The 13,540-nt window shown below is 52.7% G+C and carries 15 protein-coding genes and 1 tRNA gene; 7 read left to right on the forward strand and 9 right to left on the reverse strand.

Annotation, left to right across the window (positions count from 1 at the left end):
* Positions 1–83 precede the first annotated feature (83 nt).
* Positions 84–332, reverse strand: coding sequence for a hypothetical protein (locus ACQ4M4_RS21580; protein ID WP_430686535.1), 249 nt, complete (start codon positions 330–332; stop codon positions 84–86).
* 98 nt (positions 333–430) lie between these two features.
* Here ACQ4M4_RS21580 and ACQ4M4_RS21585 point away from each other — a divergent pair.
* Both ACQ4M4_RS21585 and pyrE read left to right on the forward strand, forming a co-directional pair.
* Positions 431–503, forward strand: a tRNA-Ile gene (locus ACQ4M4_RS21585).
* Positions 504–722: 219 nt separating this feature from the next.
* Complete coding sequence (gene pyrE / locus ACQ4M4_RS21590) at positions 723–1,337, forward strand: orotate phosphoribosyltransferase (RefSeq protein WP_430686536.1); 615 nt, start codon at positions 723–725, stop codon at positions 1,335–1,337.
* 184 nt (positions 1,338–1,521) lie between these two features.
* Here the strand turns inward: pyrE and ACQ4M4_RS21595 are convergent, their stop codons facing one another.
* Positions 1,522–2,685 (reverse strand): esterase-like activity of phytase family protein, encoded by a 1,164-nt coding sequence (locus ACQ4M4_RS21595; RefSeq protein WP_430686537.1) that lies wholly within the window; start codon positions 2,683–2,685, stop codon positions 1,522–1,524.
* 322 nt (positions 2,686–3,007) lie between these two features.
* Positions 3,008–4,747 carry a potassium channel family protein gene (locus tag ACQ4M4_RS21600; RefSeq protein WP_430686538.1) on the reverse strand — a complete coding sequence of 580 codons (1,740 nt, stop codon included), beginning with the start codon at positions 4,745–4,747 and terminating at the stop codon, positions 3,008–3,010.
* Positions 4,748–4,904: 157 nt separating this feature from the next.
* Between ACQ4M4_RS21600 and ACQ4M4_RS21605 the strand changes: the two genes are divergently transcribed.
* Positions 4,905–5,222: a hypothetical protein gene (locus tag ACQ4M4_RS21605; protein WP_430686539.1), complete on the forward strand. Its 318-nt coding sequence runs from the start codon at positions 4,905–4,907 to the stop codon at positions 5,220–5,222.
* A 209-nt stretch (positions 5,223–5,431) separates the two neighbouring features.
* Here ACQ4M4_RS21605 and ACQ4M4_RS21610 read toward each other — a convergent pair whose 3' ends face one another.
* Positions 5,432–5,929, reverse strand: coding sequence for a hypothetical protein (locus ACQ4M4_RS21610; RefSeq protein WP_430686540.1), 498 nt, complete (start codon positions 5,927–5,929; stop codon positions 5,432–5,434).
* 256 nt (positions 5,930–6,185) lie between these two features.
* Between ACQ4M4_RS21610 and ACQ4M4_RS21615 the strand changes: the two genes are divergently transcribed.
* Together ACQ4M4_RS21615 and dxs are read left to right on the forward strand one after the other, a co-directional pair.
* Complete coding sequence (locus ACQ4M4_RS21615) at positions 6,186–6,431, forward strand: DUF167 domain-containing protein (RefSeq protein WP_430686541.1); 246 nt, start codon at positions 6,186–6,188, stop codon at positions 6,429–6,431.
* Positions 6,432–6,882: 451 nt separating this feature from the next.
* Entirely contained in the window at positions 6,883–8,799 is a 1,917-nt protein-coding gene (gene dxs / locus ACQ4M4_RS21620) for a 1-deoxy-D-xylulose-5-phosphate synthase (RefSeq protein WP_430686542.1), read from the forward strand.
* A 7-nt stretch (positions 8,800–8,806) separates the two neighbouring features.
* On the opposite strand, the gene ACQ4M4_RS21625 is transcribed toward dxs, so the two are convergent.
* The 3 genes from ACQ4M4_RS21625 to ACQ4M4_RS21635 are packed head-to-tail and all read right to left on the reverse strand — an operon-like array spanning position 8,807 to position 9,439.
* Positions 8,807–8,956: a hypothetical protein gene (locus ACQ4M4_RS21625; protein WP_430686543.1), complete on the reverse strand. Its 150-nt coding sequence runs from the start codon at positions 8,954–8,956 to the stop codon at positions 8,807–8,809.
* Positions 8,956–9,132 (reverse strand): hypothetical protein, encoded by a 177-nt coding sequence (locus ACQ4M4_RS21630; RefSeq protein WP_430686544.1) that lies wholly within the window; start codon positions 9,130–9,132, stop codon positions 8,956–8,958. The genes ACQ4M4_RS21625 and ACQ4M4_RS21630 overlap by 1 nt, the downstream gene beginning before the upstream one ends.
* Positions 9,133–9,136: 4 nt before the next feature.
* Positions 9,137–9,439, reverse strand: coding sequence for a CPXCG motif-containing cysteine-rich protein (locus ACQ4M4_RS21635; protein ID WP_430686545.1), 303 nt, complete (start codon positions 9,437–9,439; stop codon positions 9,137–9,139).
* Between the two features lie 350 nt (positions 9,440–9,789).
* On the opposite strand from ACQ4M4_RS21635, the gene ACQ4M4_RS21640 reads away from it, so the two are divergent.
* The gene (locus tag ACQ4M4_RS21640) at positions 9,790–11,076 is read left to right on the forward strand and encodes a hypothetical protein (RefSeq protein ID WP_430686546.1); all 1,287 of its coding nucleotides are present in this window, start codon (positions 9,790–9,792) and stop codon (positions 11,074–11,076) included.
* 380 nt (positions 11,077–11,456) lie between these two features.
* Positions 11,457–12,131 (forward strand): GvpL/GvpF family gas vesicle protein, encoded by a 675-nt coding sequence (locus ACQ4M4_RS21645; RefSeq protein WP_430686547.1) that lies wholly within the window; start codon positions 11,457–11,459, stop codon positions 12,129–12,131.
* 102 nt (positions 12,132–12,233) lie between these two features.
* Here the strand turns inward: ACQ4M4_RS21645 and ACQ4M4_RS21650 are convergent, their stop codons facing one another.
* Together ACQ4M4_RS21650 and ACQ4M4_RS21655 are read right to left on the reverse strand one after the other, a co-directional pair.
* Positions 12,234–12,971 (reverse strand): pentapeptide repeat-containing protein, encoded by a 738-nt coding sequence (locus ACQ4M4_RS21650; protein WP_430686548.1) that lies wholly within the window; start codon positions 12,969–12,971, stop codon positions 12,234–12,236.
* A gap of 3 nt (positions 12,972–12,974) precedes the next feature.
* Positions 12,975–13,202 (reverse strand): hypothetical protein, encoded by a 228-nt coding sequence (locus tag ACQ4M4_RS21655; RefSeq protein WP_430686549.1) that lies wholly within the window; start codon positions 13,200–13,202, stop codon positions 12,975–12,977.
* Positions 13,203–13,540 lie beyond the last annotated feature (338 nt).

Here is a 13,540-nt window from a genome sequence, read left to right on the forward strand (position 1 = left end):
ATCACCCAGATCGACGGATGCATAGGCCAGCATTGTCTTAATACGAATTTTTGTTCCATCGTGCAGCTTCGTTTAGCTGGAGCTTAAGGTGCTTTTTGGGCTGTTCGAGCCTTAACGTCTTCTAAGATTTTTGACTCAGGAACGATTAGGTTGGTATCAGTTCGCGGTTGGTCGCCGTTCTCATTCAATACGGTTGGGCGCACGTCGGGTTGGGTTACACCTTTGAGGGCTTCGCGGCCTAGCGCATAGCCCCAAGCAGCACTGACTACACCCGCCCCCACCATCAGCGAGAGCAGCACCAGCGTGAGTGCAACCGTTGAGTTGAGTTTCATAACGTCTTTCCTACGCGGATGAGTTTGGTGGTGAGCGAATCGTATCAAGATTCAAACCTCAAGATACAATTAACCCAGAGATTGTGTTTCATTTTCTTCCAGGGTTGGCCGAGCGGATTAGGCAGCGAACTCATAATTCGCCTTAGGCAGGTTCGACCCCTGCACCCTGGACTCGGTTGCGATCGCCCTTCCAATCATGTCTGCGCGATCGTCGTTGCCAAGTGGCTCTTAAGGTTGGATTTGCGACAATCCTAGCCTATTTCTACGAGTTCAACACCAGCAGTTTGCAGAACCGCATGGCAGAACGTGGCGTGTTGGTTCTCGCCAAGATGCTCACTGGAAGCTCTATGATTGGGAGGATTTTTCTATCGTCTCACTGTCAAACTTTCTATGAGCCGTTTCACTCCTCCATCCCTTGCGCCAGATGTTGCCACTATTGACCTGCCAACACTACGGCAGCAGTTGTTGACCTTGTTTTGTGAGGTGGCCTATCGCGAGGGAGAGTTCACCCTGACGTCTGGCCAAAAAAGTAATTACTACATCAATAGCAAGCAGGTTACCCTCCATCCCTGGGGTGGTTTGGCAGTGGGGCGGGTGCTGCTGTCGATGCTGCCAGAGGATGCGGTCGCGGTTTCGGGGCTTACATTGGGGGCCGATCCGCTGGTGACGGCCACGAGTGTCGTTGCCGCTTACGAGGGGCGATCGCTCACGGCATTAATTGTGCGGAAGGAAGCCAAAGGCCATGGCACCCAAGCTTTTATTGAAGGTCCCACGCTGCCACCCGACAGCCCGGTGGTGGTGCTAGAAGATGTGGTAACGACTGGGCAATCGGCATTGAAAGCAGTAGAGCGGTTAACAGCAGCCGGATACCGGGTTAATCACATTATTTCCCTGGTGGATCGGCAAGAAGGTGGCTCAGAACTTTATGCCGAAAAGGGTCTTCAGTTTCAGGCAATCTTTTCCATTCCCGATCTGCGCCAGCGATGGAGCGAGCTGCAACGGTAATTGCTAGCGATCGCCAAGTTTGTTTCAACTCATCTTTTTCTGAGACCTCTCGCTTGGCCAGAGGTCTCAGAAACACAACTCATCGGGGCATCGGGCGCGATCGCTGCTGGTTCATGATCAGCACTAGATGAACGTCAGTTTCGGTTATGGGCTTTTCTGAGGCTTATCCAAAACTCAGGTCAGATTAGTTCAGCCCATCCAGCCGAAACAGCAGCAGTTGTGTTTTTTGCTCAGGGCGAAAGTTGTTGTCGCTAATGAGCACAAGGCTTTGGCTGCCATCGGGCAGGCGTGGGCCAAGGGTCATTCCCTCCAGGTTATCGAGGGTAAGGCCAAGTTCAGCCAAATCGAGTACGAGCTGTTTGCGGATGGGTTGAATGCTGCTGAGATCGCCGACAAATTTGGGAATCCCAGATGTATCGGTGGCATTGGCGATCGCCAGTTGATACACCTTCGCCCCAAAGCCGTTCAGTCCCAGAGTTCGCTCGAGCGCGAGGAAGTGACCACCCTGATCGATGGCCAAGAGTTCAGTCAGGCCATTCACCAACAATAGATCCGCGCTGGAATCGAGATAGTAGAGGTGCTCGGCCAGCAGTGTGGGCAGGTCTTCGCCCATCAAATAGTGCAGCAACCGAATGGGAATGGGTGCATTGGCATCGGTCGGAACATCCTGCGCTAAAGCCGATTCAGTTGCTGCAAATACGCGAAAGGGCTCCACATACCCTTCGGAAATGGTGCTGCCGCTGGACAAGAGCGTTAGAGCTTCAAACGCAAGATTTTGGCGAACGCCCATGGTCTGCCCATCCACGGTTTGGGGCATGTAGCGCTGGGGAATGGGGAGCGATCGCAGCGCTTGGCCAGTGGCAAGCTCAAACTCGGTAATGCCAGGCGCAATTCCGGCATCGGCATTACCTTCGCTAGCTATCAACACAGTTTGCCGAGGCGACAGCGCAACGCCTTCTAAATCCAAGATTTCGGCTGTAGGGTCTGCCTGGGCAGTGGTGCGAATAGGCGTTACCGATTCCAGCTCAACGCTGGCGATCTGGGGTGCCGTTGGTTCGTTCCCATTCAGGCGAATTTGGGCGGTATACAACCGAGAATCGGCCCCTGTGCCGCTGTCATCCGACAACAGGTGGAAGCGATCGCGCGGTCTGTCATAGGCGATCGCCGACAGGCCACCCACAGGCAGATCGGCTAGCGATTGATCGGGTAACACATACTCATCCACAAACTCCAGCGACAGCGGCAAAAAGAGTCGAGCTTCAGCACTGACTGGCGTACAGCCTGCCAAGCCCACTACCACACTCAGCAGCGCGATCGCCCATCCTAACATCACCCGACGCATCATCATTTCAATACCAACCCAGCACAACGAGGTTTCAACCGTGCAAACCGATTGAATTCAGCCATCCCAAAAATTACTCAGCCGTTCTCACACACAGGCCTTACGCAAAACCACTAAATCTGGTGTGTTTGTATTGTGGGTAGGGTGATTCGCACCCTACCCACAATACAAATGCGTCATCCAGACCCACTTAGCCCTTGGGCTTTGCTCAAAGGGCCTTTTGATTTTAACGCGAGATGATTTTGGGGTTTGGGGTTTAGCTGTGGCGGGAATCGGTCGTGCCAGGGATTTTGGCCCTCGAATGCGATCGCACCAGCAGGCTGACCCGCTAGCTATCCACCGTCCACAGGCGATAGTCGAGAGCGCTAGCTTCGGCTTGGGCGCTCACCGCAGTAGGATTCGACCGCCAAAGCAGCTCTAACCGAGATGCTGGCATGGTGAGATAGAGCGCATCACCCTCTTGCAAAATCGCCTCTAGCAGTGTCCAGCCGTGGGCTACTCGGTATTTCGATTCCAAATACAGCGGCACAAAGTCAGCCTCGATTGCAGACTGCTGCACCGTTTTTCCAAAAAACGGATGCCCGGTTGTGATTAGAGTGGCGATCGCCACCCACAGGCAGTTGCCCGCCATACCATTGCCCAAAATGCGCCCTCCTAATGCCGCCGCCGCAAAGGAGGGAGCCGCCAAATCCGCCGGACTCAGCACCGCCTCAAAATCAAACACCCGCTGAGCCAACGGTGCAAACTGGGGGTCTTGGTTGCGTACAATCACCGGCAGTTTGTGAGCCAAACCTTTAGCCGTCAGCGCAATTTCCAAATTGATCACATCGTTACTGGTGACGGCAATGAGCGCCTTGGCTTCGGTAATGCGGGCATCCTGCAGGGTAGAAGGTAAGCTGGCATCTCCCACAATTAGGGGAATTCGGAGCGATCGCAGCGTATTCAAAAAGCGATTGTTGGGATCATGCTCAATCACCAACACCTCGCAGCCACTCGCCTGAAGCTGCCGTGCGGTTTGAATCCCCACACCGCCCAAACCGCACACAATGCAATGGTTGCGCCGGGGTGGTGGCACCACCTGCCACAGTTGCTTCAGCCGGGAACCCAACACCAGATCATTCAGCAGCGCATAGCAAATGCCAATCACCCCCGTGCCAATCAGCATCATGGTCACGGTAAACAGCTTGATTTGATCAGAGGCTTCCTCGGCCACCTGCTCTTGCCCGCCCGCTCCGGTAATCATGCCCACCGCAAAGTACAACGAATCAACTAACGAGTGCCGCAGACTGGCATTGGAGTAAATGAACGTGGCTCCCCAAATCAGGGTGAGCAACAGCGCCAACCCCGCCAGGGTAGGGCCAATGTGTTGCCAAAACTGCTTAAACCGAATGCTCAACCGCACCACAGCTTCTTGCCAGGAGCGGCGATCGCTCCGGACAAAGGGGGTGGTTGCCAGAATGAGGCGATCGCCCACCTGAAGCACCTTTTGCTCCACCACTGCCGACACCAAATCCATCCGGTTATCGGCTGGCAAGTAGTAAATCAACATGCGCGATCGGTCTTCCCATAGACTGCTGAGTTTGCGCCCCAGCCAGGGATGGTCGTCGTCGATGTGCTCTTCGCGCATGGGCCACGTTTGGTCAAATAGCTTGAGCTGACCAATGGCCCGATTGCCCAAAGCCGTAAACGCAAATACCGAAGCCGCCAACCCGGCCACACTCATGCTCACGTGATTGGGCAAGGTAAAGTCGAGGCGATCGCCCAGGCTGGTGTTAAACAGCCGATTGATAATGCGAATGGCCGGATTGAGCACCCGAGCCTGCGTCAGCACCGCCAAATTCAGTGCATCGTCGCTGCTGGCTAGGACTAGCGTATCGGCCTCCTTCACCCCAGCGGCAATCAAGGTTGCTGCATGGCGCAAATCGCCAATGATGACATCAGGATCGGGCTCTGGCAACGGCCGATTGTTGATGCCTTTGACCAGTGCTCCTTGCTGCTTCAACAGGCGAAATACTTGATAACCCGCTCGGCCAAGCCCACAGACAATAATTCGGGGTTTTGTGCCCATGCTTTACCAAACATGACAGGATGAACCATCCCCCATTGTTGGTGAGCCCCACCCTGCAGACTGTAGCTGAACACACGAGATTACAAAAGTTTGCAGGCTCTCGGCATTTTTTCAACCCATCGGGAACACTAAGGCCAACTGTTTTCGGTATTGCTCTATGCGTCGTCCCCAACCCCGAGGCCATATTCGCCCCAAAATCAGCACCATGCCCCGCCAGAAAACGGAAGCCGCAGCATTTCTAGATATCTACAAGCTGGTTGTGGAGAAAAAGCGGCTGGAACAAGAACTCGATAGCCTCGACGAACGGCGGCAAATCCTGAGCGATCGCCTTACTGTACTTGACCAACACATCACCGCTCTCGAAGGCAGCGTACAAACCCTACGGGAACAGGGCGATCGCCCCGCTAGCAGCAGCCCGCTGCCCCCCACAACACCCCAGCGCCCCACCTACGAAACCTTTCTGCTCGACTATTAAAGCTCACTGGCCCGTTGCCCAATTCTGCACTCATCAGTCCTCACCAGTTCTCATCAGCAAAAAGGAGAGGAGAGCGATCGCCCCCTCTCCCTCTGTTCAGCCGACAGGTAGCTCCTTAGACCTTCCGCCCAAATGTTTTTTGGAAGCATGAACCGTTGCGCGCTCCGCCACGCAACGATTCAATGCAGGAGGTCCTTTAAAGGAAATTCCTAGCTTACAGGTCGCAAATCTGGACAGACAAATTCTTCTTCCACCGCTGTCAGCGTGACATCTCGAGTCTCGCCCGATCGCACCAGCGTTTGCTTCAGCTGCAACGTTACATCCGTTAGCTCCACAATTTCGGCGGTGTAGGCCACCTCTCCGTTCTCGCTCACCTGCAACACATTAGGCGTTGCCTTGTCGATCGTCCAACCCGAAATGGCATAAGTCTCCACACACGATGTTTGCAAGAAAGTGCCATTGGCCATGAAGACATAAATGCTGCCCGGTGCCGCACTTTCATCCGTCGATTGCCACACTCGGCTAAAGAGCTGGGTCAAATCTTGACCCTCTGCTGTCGCCATTGAATCCGGTTCGGCGGCCACCATCGTTTCAGCAGCTTCCCCATCGGCAGCTTGCGTCGTTGATTCTGGTGCTGGCGACTGAGTGCATGACACCAACCCTAGCAGCGACAGCCCCAACGACATAGATAAAACAGAACGCATCATCTTTCGCTTTCCTTACAGGTTTACAACACAGGTCTACAGAATCTACCGATACTGATAAACCACAGTAGCCAAGCTAAATGCCTCTAAAGACAGCTTTCTGCAACCCATTCCACTGGGCCCGGCTCAAGCCTCACCATTGTTCAAGCTGATCCCATCACCTGGCAAGATGGATTTTAAGCACATCAAAACGTGCGGCTTGTGGAGGTTTTGCCGTACGGCTCTTCGCTAACATTCTTGCCCGCAGGACGTACGTTTCATGGCCGTGCTTAAAAAACAGGTTAGAGTCAAGCCCAATGCCAAACAGCAGAACTTCAGCGAGGAAGCTGACGGCAGCTTAAGCATTCAGCTAAAATCGCCACCGACTGATGGCAAGGCCAATCAAGAGTTGATTCAGCTTTTGGCCAAAACCTATGGCGTGCCAAAGGCCAACATCACCATCAAGCTGGGCTTGAGTTCCCGCAACAAAGTTGTCGAAATTGAGATTCCTGATGCTGGTCATTAACTGCGATCGCCCCTCACAAGTCCAGCACGAACACCCGCCACGCAACACACCCCACATGCACCAGTCCAAAAGTTCACAGGCCCATCGCAGAATGAAGCGAGGAAACCTGTGGGGAGCGATCGCAGTTACAAATCATCATGAAGTTATTTCTAGACAATTTACAGCACTCCCATCTGTCAGAATAATGAAGTTCGGGGTTGATCCTACATAAGCCAGCAAATCCGAGAGCGGGTTATGCGCCAAAGAACCATCCGTTTTGCCCAGAGTCAGGCTCTGTTCAGCGCTAGGCAACGAGATAGAACTTTGGAGCCAGGGCCATCGCTATCAGATCCACGATGGTTTATATAGGGAAATCTTAATGCTGATCAAAGTAAAGCTAATCAATCGCCGAATTGCTTTACTCTGAGAAGAGTAACCCGGCTTTACTAAAAAATTCGAAAGGTATCGTTTTATGCATCTGAGTGAAGTTACCCACCCCAACCAGTTGCATGGTCTATCGATCCATCAGCTTCAGAATATTGCCCGCCAAATTCGTGAAAAACACCTGCAAACGGTTGCCGCTTCGGGTGGGCATTTAGGGCCTGGATTGGGGGTCGTGGAACTAACGCTGGCACTCTATCAAACGCTCGATCTAGACCATGACAAGGTTGTCTGGGATGTCGGGCACCAAGCGTATCCCCACAAACTGATTACCGGACGCTACGATAACTTCCACACGCTACGGCAAAAAGACGGAGTCGCAGGATACCTCAAGCGCTGCGAAAGCCAGTTTGATCACTTTGGTGCAGGCCATGCGTCCACCAGTATTTCCGCTGCGCTCGGCATGGCGCTTGCCCGCGATGCCCAAGGCAAAAACTACAAAGTAGCTGCTGTCATTGGCGATGGAGCCCTCACCGGAGGCATGGCGCTAGAGGCTATCAACCACGCAGGCCACTTGCCCAATACCAAGCTTCTGGTAGTGCTCAACGACAACGAAATGTCGATTTCGCCCAACGTTGGGGCTATTCCGCGCTACCTCAACAAGATGCGCCTCAGCCCACCGATGCAATTCCTCACCGATCGGCTGGAAGAAGACTTCAAGCATCTTCCATTCGTGGGCAGTTCTCTCACACCCGAACTCGCTCGGGTCAAAGAGGGAATGAAGCGCCTTGCCGTGCCCAAGGTAGGTGCAGTGTTTGAGGAGTTGGGATTTACCTATATGGGTCCGGTGGATGGTCACAACCTGGAGGAGCTAATTAGCACCTTTAACCATGCTCACCAGCTTCCTGGCCCGGTGCTGGTGCATGTGGCCACAACCAAAGGCAAGGGATATGCGATCGCCGAGAAAGATCAGGTCGGCTACCATGCTCAAAGCCCATTTGATCTGGCGTCTGGCAAGGCTAAGCCCTCCAGCAAGCCCAAGCCACCCAGCTACTCCAAAGTGTTTGGCGAAACCCTATCGACCCTGGCAGAAAATGACTCCCGCATTGTGGGTATCACCGCCGCCATGGCCACCGGAACGGGGCTCGATATTTTTCAAAAACGCGTTCCTAACCAATACATTGATGTTGGTATTGCCGAACAGCACGCCGTTACCCTAGCAGCCGGTATGGCCTGCGAAGGCATGCGCCCGATTGCCGCAATTTATTCAACGTTTCTACAGCGCGCCTTTGACCAGATCGTCCACGACGTTGGTATCCAAAAGCTCCCGGTGTTCTTCTGTCTCGATCGCGCTGGAATTGTAGGAGCGGATGGGCCAACCCACCAAGGCTTATATGACATTGCCTACCTGCGCTGTATTCCCAACATGGTGCTCATGGCCCCCAAAGATGAGGCCGAGTTCCAGCGCATGATCGTTACTGGCGTAAACCACACCGATGGCCCGATCGCCCTACGATACCCTCGCGGTAGCGGCATTGGCGCACCATTGATGGAGGAAGGCTGGGAACCGCTACCCATTGGCAAAGGCGAAATTTTGCGCCAGGGCGATCATTTGCTGATGGTGGCTTACGGCACCATGGTGCATACGGCCATGCAGACGGCTGAAATTTTGAGTGAGCATGGGGTGGAAGCAACGGTCGTCAACGCTCGCTTTGCCAAACCGCTGGATACAGAGCTAATCGTTCCCTTAGCCAAGCAGATTGGGCGTGTGGTCACTCTAGAAGAAGGCTGCTTACCCGGTGGCTTTGGCTCTGCGGTCGCAGAGGCGTTGCTCGATGCCGAAGTTGCTGTACCCGTCACCCGCATTGGGGTGCCCGATGTGCTAGTGGATCATGCCACTCCTGAGCAGTCGATGGTGGAGTTGGGCCTGACCAGTTCTCAAATTGCCGAGCGCTTGCTCAAGCAGTTGGGTGTGTCGGCTGAAACGGTGAGTCTGGTTGCGGACTAACAAAACCCTAAACAATCGGGGGCGATCGCTCCACGACGATTTCCCTCGATTGCGCCTTGTTCAACCAAATCAGTAGCCAGCAGAAGGGCGATCGCCCTTCTGCTAATTTGTTGTGTCCCAAAACTTGAGACTCAACGAGTTCTACCCACAAACGCATTACAGGCCATCGGCAGACTCATCGTGCATGCACCAGAAAAACAGAGTCACTACAACCCCAAAACCAATCCATGCAGGCAGGTGCAGCAAACTCAGCAGATAGAGCGGAACCAGCGCCAACCCACTCATCAAAACAATGGCCGTTAACAAAATGACAGCACTTAACGCAATCACCATTGGCCTACCCCTCGTACTCGGTGTTGATTTCAATCTCTAGCGTCTCTTCATCAATGTGGATATACAGAATGTTGGGGCGACAACACACCTGGCAATCTTCCACATAGGACTGGGTGCCACCTGCACTCAAGTCCACAAAGGTGGTGCTGGGTTCGCCACAATACGCACAGTAATATTCAGCCGTCGATTCCATCGTTGATTCATTCGCTCCCAATTTACAGCGCGTGGGAACACCCCCATTATCATTCATGCCTCCAGGATGGGGAGAGTTGAAGGCGATCGGTACCCAGCAGCCAAACTTAACCACACCCACTCGTACAACTCATAAGCCCAACCAGCCTCGCAAACAGCCACGGGTAACCGCTCATCAAGTCAAGGCTTGGTGACTCAATCGGCCTCCTTACTTGCATCGTTCACGGTGGAGCCACAAACAATTCGTGTGTCAATAAGCCATTCCTCCTGGGGATCGAATAGACATCCATTGCGTGGATGAAATGGGAACTTTGGATTTCTCTCTCTTGAGACGGATTTCTTTCTTAATAAAAATCTAACCCTCCGGTTTTGCCGGAGTTTGCGACTACCCTTAAATTGAGAGGGAAGCAATGAGGGACGCACGTGAGCGCCAAGCAAAGAGCCAGCGAGCTAAAAGAGAATTTAATGAATTTTGTCTTGGAAGCAGAAGGCGATTTAGCCGCCGCGTTGGAAGCGTACAGCGCCAAGCAGCTTGCTCCTTCCAAGCACGCCGATATGAACAAGCGTCACTTTGTGATTAGCCGTTTTGTCACCGAGGGGCAGGTCAATCGCAAAACACCGCTCCAGCACTTTATCGACGCTGAAACGACAGATGATGGCGATCGCGCTCTGCTGCAACGGTGGCACCACAGCTTTATGGGCTTGTTTGCCATCGACTCAATCGATGGAGAAACCCTACACCTCACCAACTGGTTAACCGAAAAGCGCTATACCGTGCAGCTCACCAGCAACACCGAAGCTCAACAAGCCGCCCGCTTAAAAACTAGCGAAATTTTGCTGGCTCAGTTAGCTCCTGTTTCAGAGACAGAGTGGTTGTTTTTGGCACCGTGGGTTACGTTGGGCAAATTGGGCAAACCCAAACTCGCCGTTGCGATCGGCAGCTTCAAAGAAAACTACAAGCCCTATCTGTATGGCGATGCGCCTGACTTGCTCGATGCTGCGTGGCAATCGGTGGAGGACTATCACCAAGAGTTTATTGAATTTTTTGGCGGCGATGTTGTCTCTATGTCAGGCGAAGAGCTGAGCCACAAGCTAAGCGAGTTTCAGCAGCAAACCATGCAGGCAAAACTCCAGCAGGCTGGGCTGGATGGCTCCAAGTCTTTGAGTGACCTTGCAGCCGAAGCGGGCATTTCGAGCGAGGAGCTAGAAACCGCCGCCCAATCGATGGGGGCCAATGCCAATGTCCTTAATCAGGCGATCGCCAAAACCGGAACAACTGGCATGGCCTTGCCCCAAGTAGAGCTACCAGTCCATCTCAAGCGGGCCGAAAGTGTGACTGTCATGTCCCATCCTCGGTGGGGTGTGGTTTTTGTGCCCACCTTTCAACTGCTCAGCACCTTGCTCAGCAGTGAAACATGGCAAACCTCCCTGGAAGCTCAAGATTTGCTGCGGCAGTTGATCAAAGATCCTGATATCAAATCGTTTGTGGTGCAGCAGTTGGCAGAGCGTTATCCTACGGCGGTGGAAGCCTTGATTCAAAAGATCTTTCAGCGGCCCGATTTTCAGGTAACGACAGATCTAACTGCGCTTTTGGAAGAATATGGCAAGCCAGTGGAGCCAGAACTACCAGAGACGGCCAGCGTTCCGCTTCACTTGCACAACCTGTTTCAAGAAGTGGTCGTGAACCTAGAGAAGGGCAAGCAAAAGTCCAAGAGCAAGAAAAAAGCAGTTGTGGGTTTTCAACGGGCTTAGTTGTTCAGGACTTACGCAGTGGAATGATTTTTCGGATGAAGTGCGTCAGTCCTAGTCTCCGTTGGGGGCAGCAGGGAAGATGGGATTCGCCATGCCAGGTCTTTCTTGTGCTGTTCCAACGTCAGTTTCGGTTAAGGGCTTTTCTGAAGTTTGCGCGGCGCGCAAACTTCAGAAAAGCCCATTTTTGCGTGCGCGTTGCGCACGCAAAAATGGGCACTTCGGCTTATCCAAAACTCAGGTTGTTCCATGGCGATCGCCCTTCGGCCAGAACATGTCCTTCTAAGAACCTTTGCTCAGTCAGGGTTCTGAAAACCAATCCTCTGCCAATCAGTCGAGGCAGCGCTATACCATAGAGAAGATATCGCGTTGCGAAACTCGCTATGTATGCGTTTGCATTTGTGCAGTCGATCGAGTCCTTAACACTGCCCATGGGAATCGCCAAGCCCGTGGAATGTATCGTGGAAGGGGCGATCGCCGCAGTGGTAGAGCCAACACTCAACCTGGATACATTGCAAAACGATGATGATGTGCTGCTTCAAGCCGTCATCAAACATGATTACGTCATTCAAACGCTGTTTGCGCAAACCACGGTATTGCCGCTGCGGTTTGGCACTTACTTTGTATCGCGCGAGGCATTGGTGCATCATTTGCAGGGCCAGGGCGATCGCTATTTGGCCAAGCTACAAGCACTCGCAGGAAAAGCTGAGTACACCGTTCAGCTTACGCCGATCGATTTGGCTCCACCCTCAGCAGCCAGATCTGAATCTGGCAGAAGCTATTTCTTGGCCAAAAAGCAGCATTACCAACTTCAGCAAGAACAACAGCAGCAGCGGCAAGAGAGTTTTCAAATTCTCCTGAGTGCGATCGCCCAGCATTTTCCAGACTGCCGGATTGGGGAACCGAAAGAAGGGATGGAACGCCTGTACGTGCTGCTACCCACCAGCCAAGAGGGCATTCTCCAATCATTGCTAACCAACTGGTCACGCGAGGCAACTCACTGGTCTGTCGAGGTTAACACCCCGCTACCGCCCTACCACTTTGCAGCAGAACTGTAGCTAGCCCAAATCGCTGGCCCAAAAGCTGGCCGATGCTGATCCCATCGTGGTGGTGGAACGTCGCTAGAGTATCGGCAGAAGCGATCGCCCTGCTCCTCCCCATCAATCTTCAAAAATGGCACCACGGCGAATGAGCGATCGCTTTTGCTCTGCAGGAATTCCGAGATTGTAGCGAAACCTGGCACCCCGTACCTCTACGCTATCTAGCGCGCTTTCGGTGAAATCAATGCGATACAAAATTGAGCCACAAAAATTCGTGCCAAACAAAGTTGCACCTCGCAAGTCGGCACTGGTCAAGTTTGCCCGCTGAAAATTGGTTGAGATTAAATTTGCTTCTCGGAGCTTGGCTCGATTTAGCGAAGCCCCCGTAAAGTTTGAATAGCGCAAGTCTGCGCAAAAGAAGTTGGCATCACTTAAATCGGCACCCATGAGCACAGCATTTAGCAGCTTAGCGCCGGTAAAGTTGGCACCTGAAGCATCTGCACTGGTTAAGTTTGCCCCACTCAAGGTTGCGCTAATGAAAAAAGCTTTGCTCAAAACGGCACTTGCCAGATTGGCTCTTGTGCAATCCGTACTGCTCAAATCCGCTGCAGATAGATCCGCACGAATCAATAGCGTTTGGGTTAAATCGGCCCCACTTAGGTCGCTCTTGGCTAGCTTTGCAGCGGTTAAGTTAGCTCCAGCGTAGCCTTCTAGTGGACTTAGGCCAGCAATTCTTGTTAGTTGCAAGAAGTCATCCGTTTCTGCCAGGATAATCTTCTTCACAATTTCCAGCTGATTATCTCCAACGCGTTGCCGAATAAGCTCTAGCAATCTTTGAAGAGATTTTTCATCGGGCACGCTTCAACCTGTTTGTTTCAGATGTACCTGTGGAGTGGTGTTCCAAGCTGCTAGCAGAGTGGCAATAACCGCTCGCTTGTTGGGGCTAAGACAGGCCGAAAGTAGTGATTCCAGCTCTGAGTTATCGGTACCTAAAGATGAATTGCAGTCTTCGGGGTAAGTGGCTGAATGAGCATGAAAGCTAAATCCATCGCCTCGTACCTCATCCCCATAGCGATCTGACTGCAACATAAGGGTTACCAAAACTCAACAGAACCGTTTAGAAGGCCAACTGACTCTCTTAAAGAGCTAGCAAGGGATACGTAGAAACTAAAGACTATCGGGAGGCTGCCCTAGCGATAAAAATTCGCGCGGCCAGCTACACGCCCTCCATATTCTAGTTCTCTAACACTATATACAGTATTCCCGAAAAAGAGTCCAGGATCTCTCAGGAGCCTGCGCCTCTACACGGCCACATCTGTAATATTTCAATTATATTCCCTGGCATTGGTGAACCACCAACCCAAAAGAATGAAATTTGCCAAGTCTTTACCAATCAGGCTTACGCCTTCATCCGAAAAACCAGGGGG

Source organism: Leptolyngbya sp. AN02str, from assembly GCF_050565595.1.
In the GTDB taxonomy this organism is placed as follows: domain Bacteria; phylum Cyanobacteriota; class Cyanobacteriia; order Elainellales; family Elainellaceae; genus Kaiparowitsia.

Bases quoted from the DNA above. Each gene is read 5' to 3' on its own strand.
- ACQ4M4_RS21580 (WP_430686535.1), bottom strand. From the start codon at position 332: ATGAAACTCAACTCAACGGTTGCACTCACGCTGGTGCTGCTCTCGCTG.
- pyrE (WP_430686536.1), top strand. From the start codon at position 723: ATGAGCCGTTTCACTCCTCCATCCCTTGCGCCAGATGTTGCCACTATT.
- ACQ4M4_RS21595 (WP_430686537.1), bottom strand. From the start codon at position 2,685: ATGATGATGCGTCGGGTGATGTTAGGATGGGCGATCGCGCTGCTGAGT.
- ACQ4M4_RS21600 (WP_430686538.1), bottom strand. From the start codon at position 4,747: ATGGGCACAAAACCCCGAATTATTGTCTGTGGGCTTGGCCGAGCGGGT.
- ACQ4M4_RS21605 (WP_430686539.1), top strand. From the start codon at position 4,905: ATGCGTCGTCCCCAACCCCGAGGCCATATTCGCCCCAAAATCAGCACC.
- ACQ4M4_RS21610 (WP_430686540.1), bottom strand. From the start codon at position 5,929: ATGATGCGTTCTGTTTTATCTATGTCGTTGGGGCTGTCGCTGCTAGGG.
- ACQ4M4_RS21615 (WP_430686541.1), top strand. From the start codon at position 6,186: ATGGCCGTGCTTAAAAAACAGGTTAGAGTCAAGCCCAATGCCAAACAG.
- dxs (WP_430686542.1), top strand. From the start codon at position 6,883: ATGCATCTGAGTGAAGTTACCCACCCCAACCAGTTGCATGGTCTATCG.
- ACQ4M4_RS21625 (WP_430686543.1), bottom strand. From the start codon at position 8,956: ATGCGTTTGTGGGTAGAACTCGTTGAGTCTCAAGTTTTGGGACACAAC.
- ACQ4M4_RS21630 (WP_430686544.1), bottom strand. From the start codon at position 9,132: ATGGTGATTGCGTTAAGTGCTGTCATTTTGTTAACGGCCATTGTTTTG.
- ACQ4M4_RS21640 (WP_430686546.1), top strand. From the start codon at position 9,790: ATGAATTTTGTCTTGGAAGCAGAAGGCGATTTAGCCGCCGCGTTGGAA.
- ACQ4M4_RS21645 (WP_430686547.1), top strand. From the start codon at position 11,457: ATGTATGCGTTTGCATTTGTGCAGTCGATCGAGTCCTTAACACTGCCC.
- ACQ4M4_RS21655 (WP_430686549.1), bottom strand. From the start codon at position 13,202: ATGTTGCAGTCAGATCGCTATGGGGATGAGGTACGAGGCGATGGATTT.